Origin of the sequence: Citrobacter sp. S-77 (assembly GCF_963864895.1) — a bacterium.
Classification (GTDB): Bacteria; Pseudomonadota; Gammaproteobacteria; order Enterobacterales; family Enterobacteriaceae; genus Citrobacter; species Citrobacter murliniae.
In genome coordinates this window covers 2,825,659-2,849,569 of record NZ_CAWLWU010000002.1, presented here as the reverse complement: position 1 = coordinate 2,849,569, position 23,911 = coordinate 2,825,659, and the positions used below count along the sequence as shown (strand labels likewise).

Here is a 23,911-nt window from a genome sequence, read left to right as displayed (position 1 = left end):
ATGCAGACTTTATCCTCTTTACTCCAGGCGATCCCTTCACCCGATAGTGCTGCGATGTTGAGTGCGCAGAAGCATATTGACGGATTACTCAAACCACCGGGTAGTCTTGGTCGACTTGAATCTCTTGCCGTGCAACTGGCTGGTATGCCGGGCCTTAAGGGTGTGCCGCATGTCGGGGGAAAAGCGATGCTGGTGATGTGTGCCGATCACGGCGTATGGGATGAGGGCGTTGCTGTTTCACCCAAAGTGGTCACGGCTATTCAGGCGGCAAATATGACGCGCGGGACAACCGGGGTCTGCGTGCTGGCGGCTCAGGCGGGTGCAAAGGTTCATGTGATTGATGTGGGGATTGATGCTGATCTTATCCCCGGCGTAGTCAATATGCGTGTGGCGCGTGGTTGCGGCAATATTGCTGAAGGTCCGGCTATGAGCCGCTCTCAGGCTGAAGAACTGCTGCTGGAAGTCATCCGCTATATCCGTGAACTGGCGGATGAGGGCGTGACACTGTTTGGCGTTGGTGAGCTTGGTATGGCAAACACTACGCCCGCAGCAGCGATTGTCAGCGTGTTGACCGGTAGCGATGCTGAGGATGTGGTTGGTATTGGCGCTAACCTTCCACTTTCCCGCGTTGGTAATAAGGTGGCGGTTGTCCGCCGGGCAATTACCGTCAACCAACCTGACCCCAGTGATGGTATCGATGTGCTGGCAAAAGTCGGCGGCTTTGATCTTGTCGGTATGGCAGGCGTGATGTTAGGTGCTGCCTCCTGCGGTCTGCCGGTGCTGCTGGATGGGTTCCTCTCTTATTCAGCTGCACTTGCCGCCTGCCGGATAGCGCCTGAGATTAAGCCATATTTGATCCCTTCACACTTCTCTGCCGAGAAGGGAGCCAGGACCGCGTTGGCACATCTGGAACTGGAGCCGTATCTCAACATGGGGATGCGTTTAGGTGAAGGAAGTGGTGCCGCGCTGACGATGCCGATTGTCGAAGCCGCCTGTGCGATGTACAGCAATATGGGGCATTTAGCTGCCAGCAATATTGTGCTACCAGACGGCAAGGAAGCGTAGTCCTCCGTGCCCCGCTGAATGGCGGGGTTTCTTTCTTATGGTGTACGTCGTAAATCCGAAAAACAGATAAAAAAGCTATAATTAACGGATATCTGTTGCGACGAAGGAAAGGACAATGATGCGTCGTGTAAAACTGCTATGTTCGCTTATCATGCTGTTCGCGAGTCAGGGAACACAGGCTGTAAGCTATCCGCTGCCACCCGAGGGAAGTCGTCTGGTGGGAAGTCCTTTGACAATTACGGTTCCGCAAGGAAATACTCAGCCGCTGGAGGCATTTGCTGCGCAGTACGGGCAGGGGCTAAGCAATATGCTTGAGGCCAACCCGGGCGTGGATGTCTATTTGCCTAAATCGGGTTCAACGCTGGTTGTACCGCAGCAGATTATTTTGCCAGATACCGTACGTGAGGGAATTGTCATCAATGTCGCAGAAATGCGCCTTTACTATTACCCTCAGGGCACAAATACAGTTGAGGTTTTGCCGATCGGCATCGGTCAGGCGGGGAGAGAAACGCCACGTAACTGGGTGACAGTGGTAGAGCGGAAGCAGGAAGCACCGGGCTGGACGCCAACGGCGAATACCCGGCGAGAATATGCCGCTCGTGGGGAGAGCTTACCTGCTTTTGTTCCGGCCGGGCCAGATAATCCGATGGGGTTGTATGCCATTTATATCGGCAGGCTATATGCCATTCATGGAACAAATGCCAATTTTGGTATTGGGCTGCGGGTGAGCCAGGGCTGTATTCGTCTGCGTAATGACGATATCAAATACCTTTTTGATACTGTACCGGTTGGAACGCGCGTTCAACTTATCGACAGACCGGTGAAATATAGCGCAGAGCCAGACGGTAGCCGCTGGGTTGAGGTCCATGAGCCATTGTCCCGAAATCGCGCTGAATATGAGTCAGATAAAAAGATCCCACTACCGGTAACGTCTGCATTGCGTAGTTTTATCACAGGCAGTGATGTGGATGTTAATCGCGCGAATGCAACACTTGAACGACGCTCCGGGATGCCGGTGAATATCGGCCTGATTCATAAATATTAATGAGTAACAGGCGGCCTGTTTTTCGTGATCAAGTAAGACTGGCCGCTTGTTTAATGTGATACTGCCCCATTTTTACGAAACCGATATGGTCTGCCATCAACCGGGCTTCATGTTCACTGTGCGTAACCAGCAGCGCTGTTTGTCCGGCTGCACGCAAAATATCCCGAACCTCACCCCCCAGACGTTCACGGGTACGCTTATCAAGACTGGAAAAGGGTTCATCCAGCAGCAGGATTTCAGGATGTGGCGCCAGTGCGCGAGCCAATGCAATACGCTGTTGCTGCCCACCTGAAAGCTCATGGGGATAACGGCTGGCATGGCTATGCAATTCCACCATGTTTAACAGATCTGCCACTCTGGCCTGCTGTTCTTCACGCGGCATACGTCGTAAGCCAAATGCCACGTTTTGTTGTGCCGTCAAATGAGGGAATAATGCATATTCCTGAAAAACCATGCCGACATGCCGTTTTTCCGGCGGCAGATGCACGCCAGGGCCGGCAACGTGCCTCTGAGAAACATAAATATCTCCGCGTTGCAGGCGTTCAAACCCGGCAACAGCACGAAGTACCGTGGTTTTCCCACAGCCTGAAGCGCCCAGCAGACAGGCGATTTCGCCTTTGCGCACAGACATAGAAAATCCGCTCAGTACCGGTTGCTGACTGTTGCCATATGCAACATGCACATCCTGGAGTCGTAATGCAATTTCTGACATTGGTACTCTCTTAACCACGGCGTGTCATCTGGTGACGCACCAGCAAAATAACCGGTAACGTGCCTGCTAAAACAATCATCAGCGCGGCAATTGCCCCTTCTTCATAGGTTCCGCGAGCGGCTTCTGCATACAGTAGCGTTGCCAGCGTTTCGAAATTGACAGGGCGTAAAAGTAGAGTCGTGGGCAGCTCTTTCATCGCATCGGCAAAGACCAGCAATGCACTGCTTACTATTGCTGGTCGTAGTAGCGGTAAATGGACTCGTGCAAATGTACCTGCGCCATTTTCACCCAGCAAACGCGAAGCCTGTTCAAGGGAAGGGGGGATACGACCCAGTCCGGAATCCAGCGCTCCGATGGCGATCGCCTGAAAGCGCATCGCACAGCAAATAATCAGCAGGATACCGGCAGACATGAGCGGCAAACCACGAATATCCAGTATATCGGCCAGCCAGCGGTCTACCGCCATAGCCGGCGGCAGAAAACCAATTGCCAGAATAGTGCCGGGCACCGCATAGCCCAAAGAGGCCAGACGCATCACGCCGCGACGAAAGCCTGGCATGGCGTTGTCTGCGGCACTATGACGCGCGCTCCAGGCCACCAGTAAACTGACGCAAACCACTACCAGCGTGGTTCCCGCCGCCAGCAATAGTGTATTTTGCAATGCGGAGAGCAACGAGGCGGAAAGCGGGTTCTTTTCACCTAAACGTTTGACGCTCTCCCACATTAAAAACAGTACCGGGGCAAGGAATCCCAAAATAACTGGCAGCGCAATCACTGAGCCGAGGAGCCATCCCCGCCAGCCGTGCACGCGTGTGGGTTGAATTTCTCGCAGGCTGCGGCTGCTGAATCCTTGCTTTCTGCGACCATAAAACTCCAGCGTCAGAATGAAGAAGATAAACATCAGCATCATGCAGGCGATTTGTGCAGCAGCGGATAAATCAGAACGGGAGATCCATGTGGTGTACACGGTGACCGTTAATGTTTGTACCCCGAGAAACTCCGACGCGCCAATATCGTTAAGCGTTTCCAGAAGTGCCAGACTGACACCGACTGCCAGCGCCGGACGCGCCATTGGCAGGGCTACGCGAAAGAAAGTCCCGGTTGCGCTGCACCCAAGCGTACGGGCAGCTTCCAGTAAATGGGCGGGCTGGCTGATGAACATGGCCCGGGTCGTCAGATAAACGTAAGGGTAAAGTACTAAACCGAGCAAAATAATGGCACCGGAAAGTGAACGTAGATCTGGCAGGCGGAACTGTCGTGGGCTGTCAAAGCCCAGTAAAAAACGGATGAATGTCTGCAGTGGGCCGATTGGATGCAGTAAATCGAGCCAGGCGAAGGCGACGATATAAGTCGGCATCGCCAGTGGCAACAGCAGTGCCCAACTGAGAATTTTGCGGCCTGGGAAGTCCCACGCCGTTACGGCCCACGCGCTACCAACGCCAATCACGCCCACCATCACAGCGACTCCCGCCAGCAGAAGTACTGTGTTTTTTAACGCTGAGGGCAATACAAACGCGATGAGATTATCCCAGTGAGATAAATCAGCCTGTGTAGCCTGCCAGATAAGCGCAACAATGGGTGTCAGGACACCTAGCGCAATGCATAACGCGCTAAGATGCAATGGTGTTAATAATGACTGCGGCCCGGAAACCAGGCCGCGTAACGTCGGAAACTGTAGCGATTTATTGATCGAATCCAACTTTATCTACCAGGAGGCTAGCTTGCTTACGGTACTTCACGATTTCGGTTAACGGAATTTTATCTACGTCGATTTCACCGATAGTGGCACTAATAACCGGATCGAGCGTAACGCCTTTCAGTACCGGATACTCAAAGTTTGCTTGCGCGTATTGCTGCTGAGCGGGTGCGGAAACCAGGTATTCCATCAGTTTAATAGCATCTGCTTTATTAGGTGCATAGCGGGCTACGGCTGCACCGCTGATATTGACGTGCGTGCCACCATTTTCAAAGGTTGGCTTAACGACTTTAATCGCATCGCCCCACTGACGGGCATCGCTGCCTTGTTTGGCATTTTTCATATGGCCGACGTAATAGGAGTTAGCCAGGCCAATATCACAAATACCACCGAGGATATCGCGAGCTACGTCACGGTCGCCGCCGGTGGCTTTACGTGCCAGGTTAGCTTTCACACCGCGTAGCCACTCTTCTGTTTTGGCTTCACCGTGATGCGCAATCATGGCGGCAATCAGCGCCGTGTTATACGGGTGCTGTCCGGAACGGATACACACTTTACCTTTGTATTCAGGGCTTGCGAGTTGTTCGTAATGCCAGTTATCAATTGGCAGAGACTTCTCAGCGTAAAGTACGCGTGCTCGCATAGAAAGCGCAAACCACTGGTTATCTTCACCTCGCAGATTGGCCGGGATTGCAGTCTTCAACGTTTCGGACTGCACCGGTTGTGTCACGCCAGCTTCAACTAAATCGATGAGATTTCCGGCATCGACGGTCATCAGCAGATCTGCAGGGGAGTTTTTACCTTCTGCTTTTACACGCTCAAGCATGCCATCCTTGATATAAACGGTGCTTACTTTTATACCGCTGGATTGCGTCCAGCTATCAAGCAGGGGCTGAATCAGACCCGGTTCGCGGGTGGTATAGAGTGTTAACGTATCCTGGGCGAAAGCCGGCAGGCTAACGGAGAGTACCAGGGCTGATGCAAGCGTGATACGGCGCAGTCCAGTGCGAGGCAGAGCATTCATCGTTTATATCCCAGAGTAATTGGAACGTTCAGTGAACGAGCGAGCGCTCGTCCTTTCGGCAGTCGTACAATAAATGATAATCACTAGCACTTACAATAATTGCAAAGTTGAAACGATTTACATTTACACAACTTTAATCATTGGTGTGATGTGGCATCCGGCAGGTGAAAAACTGTTGGGAAGGGTGCTTAAGGAATGAGGTTTTTAATGGCAGTAAAAAAGTAAAAAGCCTGCTTAGTTTCCTGAGCAGGCTTCTTAAATTTGGCTCCTCTGACTGGACTCGAACCAGTGACATACGGATTAACAGTCCGCCGTTCTACCGACTGAACTACAGAGGAATCGTGTGAACGAGGCGCATATTAGCGAGGGTCGTAGGGGTTGTCAAAGGGGTAAATGCAAATGTGTGTTTGTTTGCTGACAAAATCAACAAAGCGACGATCTTTCAATCTTTTTATGTTTTTGCTCCATTCTGGTGCGCGCCTACCCGTGTTGGGGCAGGCAGAAAACTGCGCAAAGCATCGAGAATAGTTATTATTCACCATCGGCCCTTATTTTTCGGGTGGTTAGCGCGATTAACTGCAGCCAGGCGAAACTGGCAAGCATCTTGCAACCTGATAAATATGACTGCCAGCACGGGTTCTGGTATTCCGACAGGAGGCAAAATGAACTTCAGACGACTGAAATACTTCGTAAAAATCGTCGATATTGGTAGCCTGACCCAGGCCGCGGAGGTGTTGCACATTGCGCAACCTGCGCTGAGTCAGCAGGTTGCTACGCTGGAAGGTGAACTGGATCAGCAATTGTTGATTCGTACCAAGCGCGGCGTGACGCCAACTGAGGCCGGAAAGGTTCTTTATACTCACGCCCGGACTATCTTGCGTCAGTGTGAACAGGCGCAGCTCGCGGTCAATAATGTCGGGCAGACGTTGAGCGGGCAGGTGTCTATTGGGCTCGCACCTGGAACTGCCGCATCCTCAATAACGATGCCGTTATTACAAACTGTACGTGCCGAGCTGCCGGATGTTTTGGTTTACCTGCATGAAAACAGTGGCGCAGTGCTCAACGACAAACTGCTCAGTGGTCAACTTGATATGGCTGTGCTCTATGAGCGTTCGCCGGTGGCTGGGATTTCCAGTCAACCATTGCTAAAAGAAGATCTTTTCCTTGTTGGCACGCGTGACTGTCCGGGTCAAAGTGTTGATTTAATCGCGGTAGCTCAAATGAATCTGTTTCTTCCGCGAGATTATAGTGCTGTACGTTTACGTGTGGACGAAGCCTTTTCGCTACGTCGCTTAACGGCCAAAGTAATCGGGGAAATCGAGTCCATCTCCACATTAACTGCAGCTATTGCCAGCGGTATGGGGGTGACTGTTTTGCCTGAGTCGGCCGCTCGTTCATTATGTAATGCCGCAAATGGCTGGATGGCCCGGATTACAACGCCGTCGATGAGCTTGCCATTATCGCTGAATGTATCGGCCAGAGGGAGTTTGTCGCCGCAGGCACAAGCGGTAAAAGAAATTCTGTTATCACTGGTCAGCCGTCCGGCGCTGGAAAACCGCGAATTGCAGCTGGTCAGTTAAACCTTATTCCCGACAGGAATAAGATGCAGGTTTTTATTATTTGTTATGCCGGGCGTCAGACTTTAACAATAGCGTAATGTCTGATGTACCCGGAGCGAAGCGTGAATTTCCAGCAACTTAAAATTATCCGCGAGGCGGCCCGTCAGGATTACAACCTGACGGAAGTCGCGAACATTCTTTATACCTCGCAGTCGGGCGTAAGCCGGCATATTCGCGAGCTTGAAGATGAACTCGGTATTGAAATATTTATCCGGCGCGGTAAACGCCTGCTGGGCATGACTGAGCCGGGCAAAGCATTGCTGGTTATCGCCGAACGTATTCTTAATGAAGCCAGTAATGTTCGCCGACTGGCGGATTTGTTTACAAATGACACGTCCGGTGTTCTGACGATTGCTACCACGCACACACAGGCTCGCTACAGCCTGCCGTCGGTGATTAAGGCATTTCGCGAACTCTTTCCTGAAGTCCGTCTTGAGTTAGTACAGGGGACGCCGCAAGAAATTGACGTGCTATTGCAAAATGGCGGGGCAGATATCGGGATTGCCAGCGAACGGTTAAGTAGCGATCCACTGCTGGTGGCCTTTCCCTGGTTCCGTTGGCATCACAGCCTGCTTGTTCCTCATGATCATCCGTTAGTTCAGGCTTCTCCATTGACGTTAGAGTCTATTGCTCACTGGCCACTAATTACATATCGACAAGGAATTACGGGACGTTCCCGCATTGATGAGGCATTTGCGCGTAAAGGACTGGTGCCCGATATTATCCTTAGCGCTCAGGACTCGGATGTGATTAAAACCTATGTGGCATTGGGACTGGGGATTGGACTGGTGGCGGAGCAATCCAGCGGTGAGCAGGAAGAGGGCACGTTGATCCGTCTGGATACCCGGCATTTATTTGATGCGAATACCGTCTGGCTTGGCCTGAAACGAGGTCAGTTACAGCGTAATTACGTCTGGCGATTCATTGAGTTATGTAATGCGGGCTTATCGGTGGATGAGATCAAACGACAGGCTATGGAGCCAGATGAAGTGATGATTGATTATCAGATCTAAAGCAAAAAGCCCGCTAAAAAGCGGGCTTTTCTAAATTTGGCTCCTCTGACTGGACTCGAACCAGTGACATACGGATTAACAGTCCGCCGTTCTACCGACTGAACTACAGAGGAATCGTGTGAACGAGGCGCATATTACTGACCTCACTATATCGTGTCAACAGTAAAATTAGCACGCCATATCAATTGGTTAATTAATCCTCAAAACGTAGTGTTAATGCACATTCGATGAGCGATAATCGTCATCTTCCCGGCTATCGCGCAACCGTAGCATTGGGTTTTGCCGATAGAACTGGAAGAACCTCTGCCATAATGCGGGAAAACGCGGTGCAAACAATTCGGGAGCGCTGAAAAAATACTCGGATAATACGGCAAAACATTCGGCAGGATCGGTCGCAGCATATGCATCTATACTGCATGCGGTTTCACCCACCAGATCGATTTCGTCCTGAATGTTGTTCATTGCCGCATGCAGATCGTGTTCCCAGTTTGCAATTTCTCGCAAAGGGATTGCCGGGACGCCGCTGGCGCGATCACCATTACGCATATCAAGTTTATGCGCCACTTCATGGATAATCAGATTAAAGCCGGAGGCATCGAAGGAATCCTGGATATCGAGCCAGTTCAGGATGATCGGACCTTGCTGCCAACTCTGTCCGGACTGAACTACGCGTTGATTATGCACCAGCCCAATATCATCTTCCCACTCGTCATCCACGACAAATGGGGCAGGGTAGATGAGCACTTCGTGAAAACCATCAAGCCACTCAATACCCAATTCCAGTATGGGCAAACAGAAAAGCAAAGCTATACGCGCACTTTTCAGTGGGTCCAGTTCAAATCCCTGAAGGGCAACTAACCTTTTTTGCTGTAAAAAGCGTTCGGCCAGGGCGATCAGTCTGGCTTGTTCTTGTTCAGTGAGATTCACCAGAAGAGGAATTGCCAGGGCATCATCCCAGGGCCACTCATCATTACGGACTGTTTCTTGTTCTTTCCAGGGCCACTTAATCATCGTTTTGCTCGCAAACTCGTCACTTGAACGAAATTGACGGAACTGGGTCTGTTAAAATGCCAAATTACCTGGCATCATGGCAACCGCCAGAACGGAGAGATGCCAGAGCGGCTGAATGGACCGGTCTCGAAAACCGGAGTAGGGGCAACTCTACCGGGGGTTCAAATCCCCCTCTCTCCGCCAAAACACCGCCTCAACCCAATCGATTTATATCTCTTTCAGCTAAAACTTTATTTGTTCAGTATGCCATTCATAACTGGTTTGCTGGGTATTGTCCTGGTATGCATTGGGCAAACTCGCAGCTACACAAGTTATCACTTAGCCAGCATTCCAGGTAGAGCTTTACCAGCATGTCATTCATTTTGTGACTTCAGTCGAAGTGTTGCACTTTAATAAGGTTGTTCCTCAGCCCAAATACCGGATATTCACTCAGGAATATCCGGATGCGCCTTACTATATCAATACTAAATTTCTGTCGTTTTGCTTCTGATATAAGCTCATGCCCTTGAGACGTTACGCAGCGTTTCGTAGTGAAATATTTATCGCTGAAACGGCAGGTTTCCGTTTAATAGTATGCTTCCCGTTACATCTGGCTGCTGGTAAAATAAGCAACTCAATACTTAACTGCATACTGAAGGGAATCGGAGTGTCCTCATCCATTGACTACCAGATTGAAAAGTACTGTTTAACGGAAAGAGGGGAGTCCCCCAGGTTAACCCGTCAGTGGGCGGATGTTATTGCTGAATGTCAGGATAAAAAAGCAGGGGCAGAGGAGCGCCTGCGTATTGCGTTACTTAACGTGGATTATGTGACCAGTTTTGAGCTACCTTTTCGGTTGTTGCTAGTACGCACTCCACAGCTAATAGCCAGTGTGCGTGATGAATGGCAACTCAACCAAAAGAATGTGGTTTTCAACGGGAAACGTTTTGGTTGTGTCTGGAGTCTGAAGGCGGATTTGAGCGGGATACCAGATGAGTTTCACTATCATCTGTCCAATCGCATTCGTCGGGTGGATGTATCCGGGATCACGGCCGCACCTTACCAGCAAATAGCAAAAACAGTGAAGTCTCCGCGCGAACGACTGAGAATGGCACTTGAGGCTGGGTTACCGGTTACTGCGCTGGATGGACTTTTTTGGTTTGGGATCCAGAGGATTGCTGCCGATGTGCTAAGGCTTCGGAAGGCTGGTATGGCGATTTCAACATCAGAGACTGAGGTTTTCGACAATCTGACCGATACCCATCGACGGGTCCCTGTTTACAGATGTGACGGTTGTTCAGAGTAACAGCTATGTTGCCCAGACGGGCAATAGCGTCAGGCGTGAAGTATCACTTTTAATAATTTTTCCTGAAAAGACGGAGGCGGCGCCATCTCTCTGGCGTTTCACAGAAATCAGGAGATAGCGCAGGCTTAAGATTACACAAAACCCTCATCGTATAATCGGAGAGAGGTTGCCATTAGGGACTAATTTATCCTTTCACAAACAGACTGAGAATGCCGACTCCCAGCGCACTATAAAAAAAGACTCTGTATAAATTATCCGGAATATCAAACCATCTACGAAATATGCCTAATATTACTACAACCAGAACAGCCGGATAGATAGAGCAAAGAACCGGTATCGCCAGTGTTGTCAGCGAATTCAAGCCCAGAATAGCAATTGCTGCTGAGAATATAAGAGACAGAGTCACAAATACGCCGTAAGAAATACCTGTGTTCTGCTTGAAAAATTGTGCTGTACCGCTCGTGAGTCCTATTGCGGTGACAAGGCAGGCCAGAGTAATAATGGCTGCCAGCAATTCTCTGCCATATGTTCCAAAAACAGTCTCTACATATGCACTCATGATTTGCATACCGTTTGTCGCACCAATCTCTGGAGTGTGTGCGCCCATCGATATGTAGCAAATGTAAATCAGAGTTAGTCCGGTGGCAGCAATAAATGCTGATGAAGCAGAATATCGGAAAATGCCTTTAGTATGTGTAACCCCACGTTGCTTAAGCGTGTGTGAGATAATAGCCCCAAAACATAGTGCGCTGATCACGTCTAATGTTTGGTAACCATTTACAAACCCTGCTCTGAAAGCTTGTGTTTCATATATAGTTGTCGCCGTAGTGATCTCGCCTATGGGATGAAACCATGCGCATACGCCAATGAAAATCAGCACACTAATTTTTACCGGTGACAGGACAAAGCCGACGACTTCAAGCATCTTACCTGGCTTTGCTAAAATTGCGCCTGCCAGTCCGAAAAAAACAGCAGAAAAAATAAGTTTTTTCCACCATATGTCTGCTGCTCCATTAGTTATTACTTCATAACTAATGGTAGCTGTGCGTGGAGTACCAAATAACATACCAAGAGTTAAAAAACAAATACCGATGAATATAAAGCTGACCCATTTTCCTAATGGCCTGGTGAGTTCATTGATACTACCTTCATTAATCGCAAGTGAAATTATTGCTAATGCAGGAAATAACACAGCTGTAATAATAAAACCAAAACCAGCGTTAAACGTGTTTGTACCGGCTTGCAGACCAACCAACGGTGGGAATATGATATTGCCGGCACCGAGAAAAAGAGCTAGCGTCATTCCGCCAAGTGCCATAGTTTCTGGCAAGGATAGTTTTGTGTTCGCTGTCATTTATAAACTCGCATTTATGATATTGCCATATTTATTGATTGTGTTATCAATATCACTGGAGGGGTAAAGTATGATTTTCTGAGCATGAGTAATGGTGAAAATATTCACCATTACAAATCAGGGCTGTAATATTACAACTGAAACATCCCTTCAATCATCAAGCGGGCGGCGCCGTATAATTCTACACGCTTATTATCGCCTACAACGCAACGCAATGTGCCCTTTCGCGCACCGCCTTGTTGCGCCGTTAATTCTGTTTTGCCTAACCGTGATGCCCAAAACGGGGCAAGAAAAGTATGTGCTGATCCGGTAACGGGATCTTCATTTACGCCAACTTGCGGTCCAAACCAACGAGAGACAAAATCAAACTCTTCATCCCCGGCAGTGACAATGACGCCACGGGTATCAAATAAAGCCAATTTGTTGAAGTCCGGCGCTAATTTATCAATGATTGCTTTATCGTCCACCAGCACAATCAGATCGTCTGATTGCCATACGCTAATCACACCAGTGGTGATACCGAGTGCTTCAAGTAACCCTGCAGGCGCTTCAACTTCTGTGGCAGACTTTGCCGGAAAGTCCATGCAATATTCATGACCTTGCTGAGTCACAGTCAGAATGCCACTGCGCGTATGGAAGCGAATAGATTTGCCAGGATGATTTAGTTTATTGAACATTACCCATGATGTTGCCAGCGTTGCGTGACCGCATAAATCAACTTCTGTCGCCGGTGTAAACCAGCGAAGATGATATCCATCTTCAACAGGTACGAAAAACGCGGTTTCTGAGAGATTATTTTCTGCGGCGATCGATTGCAAAATATCATCATCCAGCCATGCCGTTAATGGGCATACAGCAGCGGGATTGCCTCCAAAGGGGAGCGACGTAAAAGCATCCACCTGGTAAAAGGGGAGGCTGGTTGTGATATTATTTATCATTGATTTTGTCCAGATAGTTATAGATTGTATATCGCGTTACGCCTAATGCTCTTGCTACATGGTTAACGCTGCCTTTAATTTTAAAAAATCCCATTGCATGTATTTCAGATACGACCCGCTTTCTAAAGTCTGTTTTGCTTTCTGAGCCTGTTGGTCGATATTGAGCAAGAACTTCGTCCAGTGACTTATCTTGAATATCTCTGGGGATACTGTCAGCGCTTTCTGTCTCGACAGGTGTTGGCAGAAGATAATCAAGCTCACGCTTTAACCGTACCACGGCCTCAATATCAACATTTATACAGAAGGCCACCAGAGGACTACCTGATTTGCTGTAGTAAATTGTTGATGCACTATTCAGCTTTGTTCCTGCGACCGTTGTTGTTGTATATCCACTGAATACACGGGTAGGGACGGGCTGTGAAGCATCGAGTAGCCCTAAAAAGCCGGCGTCATCATCCGGTCCCGATAGCAGCGCATCTCCAATTTTCCGACCACTTATATGCCCGTTGACAATACTGATAACTGATTTTTCCGGCTGTGTAAGATCGTGTAACACGGCTTCAGTATTTGAGGGGAGAGTTGTACGCAGAGCTTCCAGTGAAGCGCTCAGCACAGTTATTAAGTGATCACGTTCGTTTTTCATTATGGTCTCTTTACGAGGCGACTGCCTGTACCTCTATCTCAACATCCAATTCAAAGGCAAGGCGGCTGGTTGTTACTGTCCTTGCAGGGTAACCATTTGGGAACCACGTGCAATATGCTGCGTTAAACTCAGCAAAATATTTCATATCACTTAACCATACCTGTACTTTGACGACATTATCTTGCGAAATACCTGTACGTTTCAGCGTTTCAACAATGGTATGCATGATCCTCTGCGTTTGTTCAGTCACAGAGCCATACACGGGTTCACCCTCCTCTGTCATAGATACCTGACCTGAAAGAAATACCATGCCATTCCCTTGAACTGCATCGGAAAAAGGGAAGGGCTTACTGGTGGCATAGCGCTTAATACTCATACTTTAGTCTTACTCATCGGGGGGGGATATGCCATAACGTTACCACAGCTCCGCCCTGAATTAAACGAAATTGTATTTTTCAACAAATGTTTGTTTTTGTCGTAAAATCTTGTTTACAGATCACAGGAAACAAGCAACGTGTTGGTGTAAAAGTAAGCAAGCGAATAATTTTTTGTATGATTATTTTCCAGGTGATAATTGGTTTATAGCGTTTTTAAGCAGATAAATCCTATTTTTAATTGCGTTGGTTTTTTCTATGCCATTGTTTCTAAATGGTAAATCTTGCGTCCCTTAAATTCAACAAAAATATTGTTTTCAAATATTGTTGAATTTGATTTTGGGTGTCGATAAGATGCCTGTGCTCTGAGATATTTTTCCTGATTCAACCCAGGTGTGTCTGAAGGTGTTTTAGGCTGATCTTTCACATCAAAGTAAAAGTGAAGATCGATTAATTCAGAAACGATAAAATTATCGTTGAATAATGACGGGCTGGATTTGACCTTGCTGGTTCAGGAAAGAGGAATGTCTTTACTATTATCTTAAAAATAGAGCCTAAAGAAACTTCAGTGTACGCATTAATCTTAAAATATATTTAATCATAATAATCAAATGCCTGATTAATGGTATCGCTTAGGTATTTTTTGCCCAGGTTTGCTAGCCAGACTAATGGTTAGATCATCATTCATATGTGACGAAAATAGTGATCAATATAACTGATGGTCATTATCCGTTGCTGTATCTATTCTAATGTAAGGCTGTGTTTATGCAATTAAGCAAAGTGTTTATTGCTGTTATATCTGCGCTGTGTACTACAAGTGCAATGGCTAATGATATCAATAATAACCAGGAAGTTACAATTGATTCCGTATGGGATGAGACCTCAAACAACCCGAGTCGCATCAGGGTTGGGTATGAAACAGACGGTGCTCTGAATATTGTTCAAGGTGGTGACGTTTTAACTAAATACTTCCATATTGGCCAGGAAGATTCTACCGGTACCGTAAATGTCATTGATGGCGGGAAATTGACAGTTAGCGCAGAATCAATGAGTTATCCCTTTGATATTGGCGGGTCTATCGATGGTCAAAACCATAAAGGGACTGGCACTCTTAATGTTTCCGGGCAGGGAAGTCTCGTCACCATATCCTCTACAAATGCTGCAGCTCTCCAGGTGGGGGCCGGGGACGGAAATGGGTTTATGAATATTTCTGATGGCGGAAAAGTTCGCCATCAATCCGGTGGTATATGGATCGGCGGCAGGGCATCTTCATCCGGAGAAACGTCAGGTGTTGTGAGTGTTGATGGTACAGACAGTGAATTATGGAGTGTGGGCAGTATTCATGTCGGAACATACGGCTCCGGAAGCCTCACCACGTCAAATGGCGGACATACCCATAGTGAAGCCACAATCTCGGTAGGCAATATGGATGAGACGAAAGCCTACGATAATCTGATGAGCGTAAAGGGTGCTGATTCAATAATATCGTCGAATGATAAAATGACTGTTGGACTTCAGGGTAAGGGGACAGCGGTTGCTTCCGATAGTGGAATACTCAGTGCTCCAGAGATTGTTATCGCGCAAGATTCCGGGTCCAGCGGTGAACTGGCAGTAGGTGCCAGAGCGGGTGCTGATGCGGCGGTTGCCGGCATTATTGATACTAAGAAAATTGTTTTTGGTGTTGGTGATGGTGTATTAACACTTAATCATACCAACACGGATTTTGTCCTTGATGCGGATATAAGCGGTACAGGTTCAGTAAATGCTGAGAGTGGGGTTTCTACCTTGTCCGGTGATAACTCCGCTTTTCAGGGGCGTTTTAATATTTCCTCTCCTGCCACACTGGTTATTTCAGAACAACAAAATATCGGCACAAATGAAATTACCATGACCGGAGGCTTACTGGAGATTGACGCAGCTCACGACTGGCAGTTTATTAACACGCTTACTGGGCAGGGCGTACTTCAGATTAATGCAGCGGGAAATACATTTGATTTTAACTCCTCCGAAGTGACTGAGAATTTCAACGGCACGCTGGCGCTTAAAGACACATTATTTTCTCTGGCAGGTACGAATACTGCTGCGCTGAAAAATATGTTGCTGAGTTTAGGTGAAGGAAGTGTGGTCAGTGTTGGGAATGGTCAACAGGTTATTGACGAGCTTGCGTTTGATGGTGGCAAGCTGGTGTTCGGAGATGTTATCCCAGGTCAGACAGAAAGCACGGAAACAGTTCATACCACCGGAGATCTGGATGTTTCAGGAAAGGGAACGATACAGGTAACCACGGGGGGAATGATAAATAACGATACTCCCACACCGAATACCCATATTACTCTTCTGGAGCAGGATGATGGAAACAGCCTGATTCAACTCGTTTCCAGTGATGGGGACACTATCGGCAGCGCAGGAAATTTGATACTGACGGACCAGAACGGAAAGGTTATCAGTGATGCCGTTGAATCCTCTATCAGTCAGAACGGCGAGGTTGTAGCTGAAGGGACCTATGATTACCGTCTTACCAGCGGTGAGAATAATGACGGGTTGTATATCAGTTACGGGCTGACGCAGGTGGAACTTCTTGCGTCTGGCGATAATGCGCTGGCCCTGGGTGCGAATGGTAATAGTGGAAATGCGGCAGACCTCAGTGCCCGTGTAACGGGTAATGGCGATCTGGCAATTGACAGTCAGAAAGGGCAGACCGTTTCGTTGTCAAATACTGATAATGATTACACCGGGGCCACTGATGTTCGTGGTGGTAATTTGCTGATGCAAAACGACAACGTTCTTGGACAAACGAGTGAACTTCGTCTGGCAGCAGAAACCGGTTTTGATATGAATGGTCACAGCCAGACAATTGATCAACTGTCTGCTGTGGCGGATTCGTTGCTGAATATCAACGGCGGAAGCCTGACGCTGCAACATGGTGGTTCTGTTGACGGTACGCTGGCTGGCAGCGGCGAGCTGAAGATTATCGGCGACACGTTGACGGTAACCGGTGAAAACAGTGCGCTGACGGCTAAAACAACCATCGCAGAAGATGCAAGTGTGTTGATGAATAATACCCTTGGGCTGGGGGTGGGAAATATCGTCGCAGCGGGCACGCTGTCTCTGAGCAAATCCGTAGGCACGCTATATAACAATATCAGTGACGCTGGGTTGGTAGAACTGAGCGGCAGCGATGTGGTGCTGGCAGGGAATAACAGTGATTTCTCCGGGCAGTTCACCATTGATGCGGACTCCCGGCTTACGGCTTCGACGGCGGAAAACCTGGGCGATGCGCAAGTCAGTAATGTCGGTTCACTGGTACTTAACAGTGAGAGCACATGGCAACTCGACAACGAGATTTACGGTCAGGGAAGCGTAACCAAAACAGGCGCCGGGACCATTACCGTAGGTGATAACGCGGCCTGGACCGGCCAGACTGTTATCGAACAAGGTAGACTGGAACTGGGACAGGCAGACTCTCCGGTGGTACTTGCCAGTACGCAGGTCACTATTCATGACGGGGCGGTGCTCTCCGGCTCTGGTGGAGTAGCAGGCAACATCGATAACGACGGTATGTTACTGGTCGGGTCGGTGGTGAGCGACAACCCTCAGCTGTTTACTGTAGGTGGTGATTTGTCGAACAGCGGTGACCTTGTTACTGGTATTCATGGTCAACTGGCGGGTAATCAACTGGTCGTTAAGGGGAACTACACCGGTAACGATGGCCATCTGTCATTAAATACGGCGTTGGGTGACGACAGTTCCGTTACGGATAAGCTGGTGATTAATGGCGATACGAGCGGCAAAACGTCTGTCAGTGTGACGAATACGGGTGGCAAAGGGGCTGCGACTGTCGACGGAATAGAGGTGATTCACGTTGATGGACAGTCAAACGGTGAATTTACCCAGGCGGGACGTATCGTCGCGGGTGCCTACGATTATACCCTGGGGCGTGGTCTGGATGAGAACAGCGGCAACTGGTACCTCACCAGCGGTAAAACCAATCCGGATCCCGATCCGAAACCCAATCCAGATACCGAGAAGGACCTGCGTCCGGAAGGTAGTAGCTACACCGCAAACCTGGCAGCAGCGAACAATATGTTCGTCACGCGACTTCACGATCGCCAGGGTGAGATCCGGTACACGGATGCACTCACCGGGGAGCAGAAAATTACCAGTATGTGGATGCGCCATGTCGGAGGACACAATAGCTGGCGTGATGGCAGCGGGCAGTTGAAAACCCAGAGCAATCGCTATGTGCTGCAGCTGGGGGGAGATATTGCTCAGTGGAGTCAGAACGAGGTTGATCGCTGGCATCTTGGCGTGATGGCGGGCTATGGCAATGAACACAACAACACCCGGTCTTCACGAACCGGATACGATGCTAAGGGATCGGTGAATGGCTATAGTGCCGGCGTATATGCGACATGGTATGCCAATGATGAGTCACACAACGGCGCGTATCTGGACAGTTGGGTACAGTACAACTGGTTCGATAACCATGTGAAGGGCGATGATCTGCAGGGCGAGTCGTATAAATCCAGCGGAGTAACGGCCTCACTGGAAACGGGCTACACCCAGAAACTGGGTGTGTTCAATGGTAGCAAAGGGACACTGAACGAATGGTATGTACAGCCTCAGGCGCAGGCTGTGTGGATGGGAGTGGACGCTGATGACCATCTTGAAAGCAACGGGACGCGAGTCAGCAGCAACGGCAGCAGTAACCTACAGACGCGTCTGGGCATGAAAACCTGGATTAACAGCCATCATCAGATGGATAACGGTAAATCGCGAGAATTCCAGCCTTTTGCTGAGATTAACTGGATCCACAATAGCCGAGATTTTAGTGCAACGATGGATGGCGTGAATGTACGTCAGAATGGTGCGAAAAATATCGGTGAAGTTAAGGTTGGTGTGGAAGGTCAGGTAACTTCCCATCTGAATCTGTGGGGTAACGTTGGCGTTCAGGTTGGCGATAAAGGCTATAACGACAGCGCCGCAATGGTCGGTGTGAAATGGAATTTCTGATGCCGTTGGATTGATGCCGCATGTAAGACTTTCGCCTGAATTTCTTAACTATACCGGAAGCACCCCGGTGGGTGCTTTGTCCGATAATACGAGTTAATTATGTCTATAACCAAGAAAGCTGCGCCCACAGTGATGGTGTTGATTTTTCTTCTGACCGGAATGCTGGCCTCATGGCTGCAATGGAATAAAGAGGAAGAACTCATCAGGGAACACGCAGTAGGTAATCTGGTAGAAGAAATTAATCGTGTTTTTAATGGCGCACGGACACTGGCAGCACTTGCCAGTACACATATCCACGAAGCCTGTACGGACGAATTGTTGCGAACACTGAACCGTCTGACGGCATCAGAAGACAGCATCCGCTCACTCAATATTATCGAAAACGGCGAATGGACTTGCTCATCTCTTGAAGGCAGGGAATCGCTGGGAATTCATTCGTCAGGTACAACCACTCACTCTTTGATGATTGAGTTGGTTCATCGTCAAAAGACGGATATGTATATGGTTTATTTCCCTGCTGCGGGGCAAGTGGTTGCGGTTGCGGTCTATAAGGCAGTCATCGATAATATTTTACAAAAATTTTCCCATGATAAAAAAATAGATGCGTTGTTCTTACTGCACCCCGATAGCAAATCTATGACCCGGGTGGCTTCGCATAATTATCCTTTCTGGATTGTGGATAAATCCAATCGACAGGTCGGTGATTATTTACAAGATAATCGCTATATCATTATTTTATTTTTGATTCTGTTGATAAAATCATGTGTTCACCTGCGTCATATACAGCGATTGTCATCGATTGAAACGCTTGCACGGGCGATCGATAACGACGAATTTATTCCATATTATCAACCTGTCGTAGAACTCATGTCCGGAAAAATTGTAGGAGCTGAAGTTCTTGCCCGATGGAACCATCCGGAGCGGGGGATTGTTCCACCTAATGAGTTTATTCATGATGCGGAAAAAAATGGGCTGATTAATGCAATGACGCTCAGTTTACTGGAGCGGGTAGAAGTGGATATGCAACAAATAGGTAATCGCGGAGAGACATCGTTTCATATCGGTATTAACATCCCGCCTGAATCCCTGGAGTGCAATAAATTTACAGACGCCTGTATTCGATTTATTCAACGCATGAGTCTGATTGATATCGGTGTGATGCTGGAAATCACTGAAAGGCAGCTGAATCTAATCCAGGAAAATGTACTTAACCGATTGAAAGACGCCGGTGCATCGCTGGCTCTGGATGATTTTGGTACTGGTTATTCAAACCATGCGGCGTTGCAGAGAATTTCTCCTCAATATCTGAAAATAGATAAGATGTTTATTGATTCACTGGGCAGAGGAGGCGTTGAAGAGTCCATCGTCAGCAACATTGTTCATCTCTCTCAACTGGTACAGATTCCTTTGGTTGCTGAAGGTATTGAAAATAAAAAACAACAGGAGAAACTCCAGCAGATGGGGGTTGCTCTTGGGCAAGGGTATCTATTTAGCAAGCCCGTTCCCTTTAATGTTTTTTACGCCAGGTTTGATAATTCCGTGCACAAAAAATAAGAGCACCTGTTATAGATTTGCGCTAACAATTTTTAGGTCTCAATTTCTGGTAAAGTGAATTTTTATTATTTGTTGTGGCTGTATAGTTTGGTTTTGGTTGCTATTATGTTGCATGTTATTTTTTATTGGGTGTGTTTTTGTGCTCGCGTAGAGTTTTACACTGCTTTAATGGGATTAGTTTGATTGCGAACGAATTAAATTGTGTTTTTTTTGTTTGCGCGGAGTGTTTAACTGCAAAAATAACTTTTACGGCCGTCGCGTTATTTTATAGTAACTTATTATTAGGTATAATGTTTTTTAGGTTCTCTATCTGACTGGAGTTTGTGATTATTTGAATTGAAATTATTTTTTGTAAATTGCAAAAGGAAATCACTAATAATTTTATCCGTTTTTTTAAGTGGATGATTTTCAAATTCGTCCGTTATGATGTTTTAGTGTTCTTTTCCAGCTTGTGAAGCATCACACTGGTAACGTTGATGTATATTTATCTGTATGTCCTGGGGGCTTGGTTTTTTATGTCGCTGGGTGTTGCCAAAAATACAACATGAGTCATTTTTTCTGTTAGTGATTTAGAATCCGCATTTATACACAATATATCTCACAGAGGGGGTATTCATTTGGCTGCTATTAACAGCTAGCTAAATATATCGTAAAAAATATGAGTGATTAACGATCGTATATTTCAGTCATTATTACGAATTGATGTCGTCTTCGGTTATTGCCAAATATTTAACCGGGCGATAAACCAAAGCTTCACAAGTGAGCAGCAGGAATACATGAATGAAATTTAAATCTTCAACATTACTGGTAGCGTTTAATGATGATAACCAGATTTACAGCCAGGGAATGTTGTCTTTACTGGAAGATATTTTTACCCATGGAATGGGGATTTCATTGTCCCGAATGACTGGGGCGCCTGGCAATTCCTCCATCCGTGTTGCGGATATCTATGTTGATCATTGTGCTGCAGGTGTGCAGGCAATGTGTCGCCCTGAATACAGATTACGTAAGCAGTGCAGCCTGCTGATTGTGATCAGCTCGGCACGCGGAGAGATTTCGCAGAACACAATTCTTCCGTGTCAGCATAACTGTGTGTTTCTGCACAGAACAGATACTCTTGCGGAAATTCGGCGTCAGATAATACTGGCCTGGCATCGCCGGTTTCAGACGAAAGAGGTTAGTTGTCATGCCTGTCGTCCGTTGCTATTAACTAAATCTGAGGAACGAGTTATCGACTATTTAAGCCAGGGAACGTCGTTATCAGAGTTGGTGGACAGGCTGGCTCTAAGTCCGAAGACGGTAAGTTCACAGAAACACAGTCTCATGCGCAAATTTAGCTTGAGCAACAATGTCGAGCTGATGGATTTTATTCAGTGGTGGAAGCGTTATGAGCCAACTCGCAGGCTGAAGGCAACAGTTTCACCTGTAACAGCTATCGCCAGTACTCTGCCTAAAATGGGCATGAATAACCGTCAGTGCATCACGCCTTTTTTTACAGCAAAATCTGACAGGGACGAAAAACCACGCATACGACTGAAAGTGACTGAATAAACCCTGCGAGAATAAGTGGTGTTATACCTCTATTTAAGTTTTTTTGGGGGCATAACACTGATTGTTTTTCTATGCTCTATTAACTGAAAATATTCTGCACCACTCGCGGTATCAGGAAAGGTTGTAAAAATAAAGGAATGGATGATGTCAGTAATGAATCGGGATAGAAAATACACCCCCAAGACATCCCGTCTGGAATCTCACTATCAACGATTAGTTGCTCGCTGGCAGACGACTGCCGCGGCGGTGACGCTACAGGAAATTGCTGAAGAACTGGGATGCTGCCGTCGCTATACGCGGGTGTTACTCCAGTCGATGATGGCACGTCAGTGGCTATCGTGGACCGGACAGCGTGGCCAGGGAGCCAGGGGGCGTTTACACTGCCGTGTGAAAGATGTCTCTATGCAGGAAAAAGAGAAAATTTTCCTCGAAGTGAGCGCGACGTTAGATTCAGAATATGAAAGTTCTCCCCCAGAGGATGTTAGCAGTAACCGTGTGTGTATTCGTTTCTACCGTCCAATTGATGCCATTGTGCCCTCTGACCATACCGGGAGGGTTGAACGCCATCTGTTGAATATGGTTCATGCCGGACTGACTTCCATCAACGATCAAGGTGTTGCAGTGCCGGACGTGGCGATGGCTGCAAAAAAAAGCCAGAATTTACAGACCTGGCGATTTCCTTTACGACAAGGCCTGACCTGGCACAATGGGGAGCCTGTTCATGCCGACCAGTTGTTACAGTCGTTGCAGATTCACCTTGCTCGTCCTGCATTTTCTCATGTGACTTCCGTCGAGCTGGAAAAAGACCGCGGTATAGATACCCTGATTTTGTCACTGTCCCGACCTGATGCGATGCTGGCATACCGATTGGCCGATCCGGTACACCGGCTTGCTCACCCGCAGTCGGGGGAAACGGGGTTAGGGCCTTTCGCGATCCGGGTGCATAACGATCATCAATTGCAGCTTGAGGCATCTTATTGTTATCACGGTACGAAACCGCGGATACAGACCATCGAGTACAGTATTGAGGCCCGTTTGCCTGGCAGGCAGTGGACCACAGTGGTCCTGCTACACCCGGATGAGGAGCCGGAGGGAGCGACGTTTCAGTATCTCCCGAAAGATAATGCTGGTTTTGTCTACCTTGCATTTAATAATCGCAGTGGGAGTCTGAACCCATCGCAGCAACGTTTTATTCAGGCACTGGCTGGCGTTGCTCTGAGATCGCTTATTGGGCGTGAGAATGTATCACCTGTCAGTGAGCAATGGTCAGTACCTGCATTGTCTGAGAATGCGGAAGTCGTTTTGCTGCCGCCAGCGGTGACGCTCGGCTACTTTTGGGCGCCTGAGACGGAAGCATTGATGAAAAATCTTCAGCGTCAGATGCGTTACTGGGGATGTAAACTGACGATACGCCCCATTGATGCCAATTTGTGGTTCCTGCCTGAAAAATGGGATGACTGCGATATAGGTGTGTCGGATCTGCGCTTTCAAACCCCATGGTGGTTCGCACCAGAAACTCGCTTCTGTCATTCGGTTATGATCCGACAATTCACGCCACCGGCATTTTATAGCAGGCTTAGTCAGCTCCTGATTCGCCTTGGACGGGATGAAGCACGCTATCCTGAGCGTATACGCAGGATAATGGACTTACTGATCAGGACTGGCTGCGTGTCTCCGCTATTCACCCTGAAGTTTGAAGTGCGGGCAAGCAAGGGGATCTGCGACGTAACTGTATTTCCCCAGGGATGGCCAGATTTTAATCGAATTTGGGTGGACGTTAACTGAGCACTTTCGGTGAGGAAATACCTGATACTTCCTCGCAATTTAAAAACGTCATTCAGGACGGGTCAGCATAAATAAAATAGCCCGCTTTATATAAAGCGGGCTTGCGTATTAATGAGCAGATTAGAACTGATAGACTAAACCAACTGCAACGATGTCGTCAGTCGCGATCCCGTTATCGGCGTAGAACTGATCGTCTTCATCCAGCAGGTTGATTTTATAATCAACGTAG

Annotated in this window: 18 protein-coding genes and 3 tRNA genes; 10 read left to right on the top strand and 11 right to left on the bottom strand. The window is 47.9% G+C overall.

Features of this window, described 5'->3' with window-relative positions; genetic code table 11:
* Nucleotides 1-1,065, top strand: a complete 1,065-nt coding sequence (gene cobT, locus AACS05_RS14210; protein ID WP_045444406.1) for a nicotinate-nucleotide--dimethylbenzimidazole phosphoribosyltransferase — start codon at nt 1-3, stop codon at nt 1,063-1,065.
* Nucleotides 1,066-1,183: 118 nt separating this feature from the next.
* Complete coding sequence (gene ldtA / locus AACS05_RS14205; protein WP_045449687.1) at nt 1,184-2,110, top strand: L,D-transpeptidase; 927 nt, start codon at nt 1,184-1,186, stop codon at nt 2,108-2,110.
* Nucleotides 2,111-2,138: 28 nt separating this feature from the next.
* Here ldtA and AACS05_RS14200 read toward each other — a convergent pair whose 3' ends face one another.
* From AACS05_RS14200 to AACS05_RS14185, 4 genes are all read right to left on the bottom strand, one after another.
* Nucleotides 2,139-2,822, bottom strand: coding sequence for an ABC transporter ATP-binding protein (locus tag AACS05_RS14200; RefSeq protein ID WP_045444403.1), 684 nt, complete (start codon nt 2,820-2,822; stop codon nt 2,139-2,141).
* 10 nt (nt 2,823-2,832) lie between these two features.
* Complete coding sequence (locus AACS05_RS14195; RefSeq protein WP_045444400.1) at nt 2,833-4,521, bottom strand: ABC transporter permease; 1,689 nt, start codon at nt 4,519-4,521, stop codon at nt 2,833-2,835.
* A complete protein-coding gene (locus AACS05_RS14190) occupies nt 4,505-5,542 on the bottom strand; it encodes an extracellular solute-binding protein (RefSeq protein ID WP_045444398.1) in 1,038 nt (345 codons plus the stop codon). The genes AACS05_RS14195 and AACS05_RS14190 overlap by 17 nt, the downstream gene beginning before the upstream one ends.
* 262 nt (nt 5,543-5,804) lie before the next feature.
* Nucleotides 5,805-5,880: transfer RNA gene (locus AACS05_RS14185), tRNA-Asn, on the bottom strand.
* Between the two features lie 324 nt (nt 5,881-6,204).
* Here AACS05_RS14185 and nac point away from each other — a divergent pair.
* Both nac and cbl read left to right on the top strand, forming a co-directional pair.
* A complete protein-coding gene (nac, locus tag AACS05_RS14180) occupies nt 6,205-7,122 on the top strand; it encodes a nitrogen assimilation transcriptional regulator NAC (protein ID WP_045444396.1) in 918 nt (305 codons plus the stop codon).
* A gap of 101 nt (nt 7,123-7,223) precedes the next feature.
* Entirely contained in the window at nt 7,224-8,174 is a 951-nt protein-coding gene (gene cbl, locus AACS05_RS14175) for an HTH-type transcriptional regulator Cbl (protein WP_045444394.1), read from the top strand.
* A 37-nt stretch (nt 8,175-8,211) separates the two neighbouring features.
* On the opposite strand, the gene AACS05_RS14170 is transcribed toward cbl, so the two are convergent.
* Nucleotides 8,212-8,287, bottom strand: a tRNA-Asn gene (locus AACS05_RS14170).
* 100 nt (nt 8,288-8,387) lie between these two features.
* Nucleotides 8,388-9,185 (bottom strand): DgsA anti-repressor MtfA, encoded by a 798-nt coding sequence (mtfA, locus tag AACS05_RS14165; RefSeq protein ID WP_045444392.1) that lies wholly within the window; start codon nt 9,183-9,185, stop codon nt 8,388-8,390.
* A 93-nt stretch (nt 9,186-9,278) separates the two neighbouring features.
* Here mtfA and AACS05_RS14160 point away from each other — a divergent pair.
* Both AACS05_RS14160 and AACS05_RS14155 read left to right on the top strand, forming a co-directional pair.
* Nucleotides 9,279-9,368: transfer RNA gene (locus tag AACS05_RS14160), tRNA-Ser, on the top strand.
* A gap of 463 nt (nt 9,369-9,831) precedes the next feature.
* Nucleotides 9,832-10,470, top strand: coding sequence for a helix-turn-helix domain-containing protein (locus tag AACS05_RS14155; RefSeq protein ID WP_045449685.1), 639 nt, complete (start codon nt 9,832-9,834; stop codon nt 10,468-10,470).
* 184 nt (nt 10,471-10,654) lie between these two features.
* Here the strand turns inward: AACS05_RS14155 and brnQ are convergent, their stop codons facing one another.
* The 4 genes from brnQ to AACS05_RS14135 form a co-directional block, all read right to left on the bottom strand.
* Entirely contained in the window at nt 10,655-11,824 is a 1,170-nt protein-coding gene (gene brnQ / locus AACS05_RS14150; RefSeq protein ID WP_045444390.1) for a branched-chain amino acid transport system II carrier protein, read from the bottom strand.
* A gap of 131 nt (nt 11,825-11,955) precedes the next feature.
* Nucleotides 11,956-12,762: a PhzF family phenazine biosynthesis protein gene (locus AACS05_RS14145; RefSeq protein WP_045444388.1), complete on the bottom strand. Its 807-nt coding sequence runs from the start codon at nt 12,760-12,762 to the stop codon at nt 11,956-11,958.
* Nucleotides 12,752-13,405, bottom strand: a complete 654-nt coding sequence (locus AACS05_RS14140) for a helix-turn-helix transcriptional regulator (protein ID WP_045444385.1) — start codon at nt 13,403-13,405, stop codon at nt 12,752-12,754. The genes AACS05_RS14145 and AACS05_RS14140 overlap by 11 nt, the downstream gene beginning before the upstream one ends.
* Before the next feature lie 10 nt (nt 13,406-13,415).
* Entirely contained in the window at nt 13,416-13,781 is a 366-nt protein-coding gene (locus tag AACS05_RS14135; RefSeq protein ID WP_045444382.1) for a RidA family protein, read from the bottom strand.
* 763 nt (nt 13,782-14,544) lie between these two features.
* Here AACS05_RS14135 and AACS05_RS14130 point away from each other — a divergent pair.
* The 4 genes from AACS05_RS14130 to AACS05_RS14115 all read left to right on the top strand — a co-directional run bounded on the left by AACS05_RS14130 (nt 14,545) and on the right by AACS05_RS14115 (nt 23,682).
* Nucleotides 14,545-18,792: an autotransporter outer membrane beta-barrel domain-containing protein gene (locus AACS05_RS14130; protein WP_081918214.1), complete on the top strand. Its 4,248-nt coding sequence runs from the start codon at nt 14,545-14,547 to the stop codon at nt 18,790-18,792.
* 99 nt (nt 18,793-18,891) lie between these two features.
* Complete coding sequence (locus tag AACS05_RS14125) at nt 18,892-20,346, top strand: EAL domain-containing protein (RefSeq protein WP_081918213.1); 1,455 nt, start codon at nt 18,892-18,894, stop codon at nt 20,344-20,346.
* A gap of 780 nt (nt 20,347-21,126) precedes the next feature.
* Nucleotides 21,127-21,897, top strand: a complete 771-nt coding sequence (locus tag AACS05_RS14120) for a response regulator transcription factor (protein WP_045444377.1) — start codon at nt 21,127-21,129, stop codon at nt 21,895-21,897.
* 144 nt (nt 21,898-22,041) lie between these two features.
* A complete protein-coding gene (locus AACS05_RS14115; RefSeq protein ID WP_045444374.1) occupies nt 22,042-23,682 on the top strand; it encodes an SgrR family transcriptional regulator in 1,641 nt (546 codons plus the stop codon).
* A gap of 120 nt (nt 23,683-23,802) precedes the next feature.
* Here AACS05_RS14115 and AACS05_RS14110 read toward each other — a convergent pair.
* Nucleotides 23,803-23,911, bottom strand: a 109-nt coding sequence (locus AACS05_RS14110) for a porin (protein ID WP_045444372.1), incomplete at its 5' end; no start/stop codon positions are given.

What these genes read in the sequence shown, in the direction of transcription:
- nac (WP_045444396.1), top strand. Translation starts at nt 6,205, where the DNA reads ATGAACTTCAGACGACTGAAATACTTCGTAAAAATCGTCGATATTGGT.
- AACS05_RS14135 (WP_045444382.1), bottom strand. Translation starts at nt 13,781, where the DNA reads ATGAGTATTAAGCGCTATGCCACCAGTAAGCCCTTCCCTTTTTCCGAT.
- brnQ (WP_045444390.1), bottom strand. Translation starts at nt 11,824, where the DNA reads ATGACAGCGAACACAAAACTATCCTTGCCAGAAACTATGGCACTTGGC.
- AACS05_RS14200 (WP_045444403.1), bottom strand. Translation starts at nt 2,822, where the DNA reads ATGTCAGAAATTGCATTACGACTCCAGGATGTGCATGTTGCATATGGC.
- AACS05_RS14130 (WP_081918214.1), top strand. Translation starts at nt 14,545, where the DNA reads ATGCAATTAAGCAAAGTGTTTATTGCTGTTATATCTGCGCTGTGTACT.
- ldtA (WP_045449687.1), top strand. Translation starts at nt 1,184, where the DNA reads ATGCGTCGTGTAAAACTGCTATGTTCGCTTATCATGCTGTTCGCGAGT.
- AACS05_RS14115 (WP_045444374.1), top strand. Translation starts at nt 22,042, where the DNA reads ATGTCAGTAATGAATCGGGATAGAAAATACACCCCCAAGACATCCCGT.
- mtfA (WP_045444392.1), bottom strand. Translation starts at nt 9,185, where the DNA reads ATGATTAAGTGGCCCTGGAAAGAACAAGAAACAGTCCGTAATGATGAG.
- cobT (WP_045444406.1), top strand. Translation starts at nt 1, where the DNA reads ATGCAGACTTTATCCTCTTTACTCCAGGCGATCCCTTCACCCGATAGT.
- AACS05_RS14120 (WP_045444377.1), top strand. Translation starts at nt 21,127, where the DNA reads ATGAAATTTAAATCTTCAACATTACTGGTAGCGTTTAATGATGATAAC.
- AACS05_RS14145 (WP_045444388.1), bottom strand. Translation starts at nt 12,762, where the DNA reads ATGATAAATAATATCACAACCAGCCTCCCCTTTTACCAGGTGGATGCT.
- AACS05_RS14140 (WP_045444385.1), bottom strand. Translation starts at nt 13,405, where the DNA reads ATGAAAAACGAACGTGATCACTTAATAACTGTGCTGAGCGCTTCACTG.
- AACS05_RS14190 (WP_045444398.1), bottom strand. Translation starts at nt 5,542, where the DNA reads ATGAATGCTCTGCCTCGCACTGGACTGCGCCGTATCACGCTTGCATCA.
- AACS05_RS14125 (WP_081918213.1), top strand. Translation starts at nt 18,892, where the DNA reads ATGTCTATAACCAAGAAAGCTGCGCCCACAGTGATGGTGTTGATTTTT.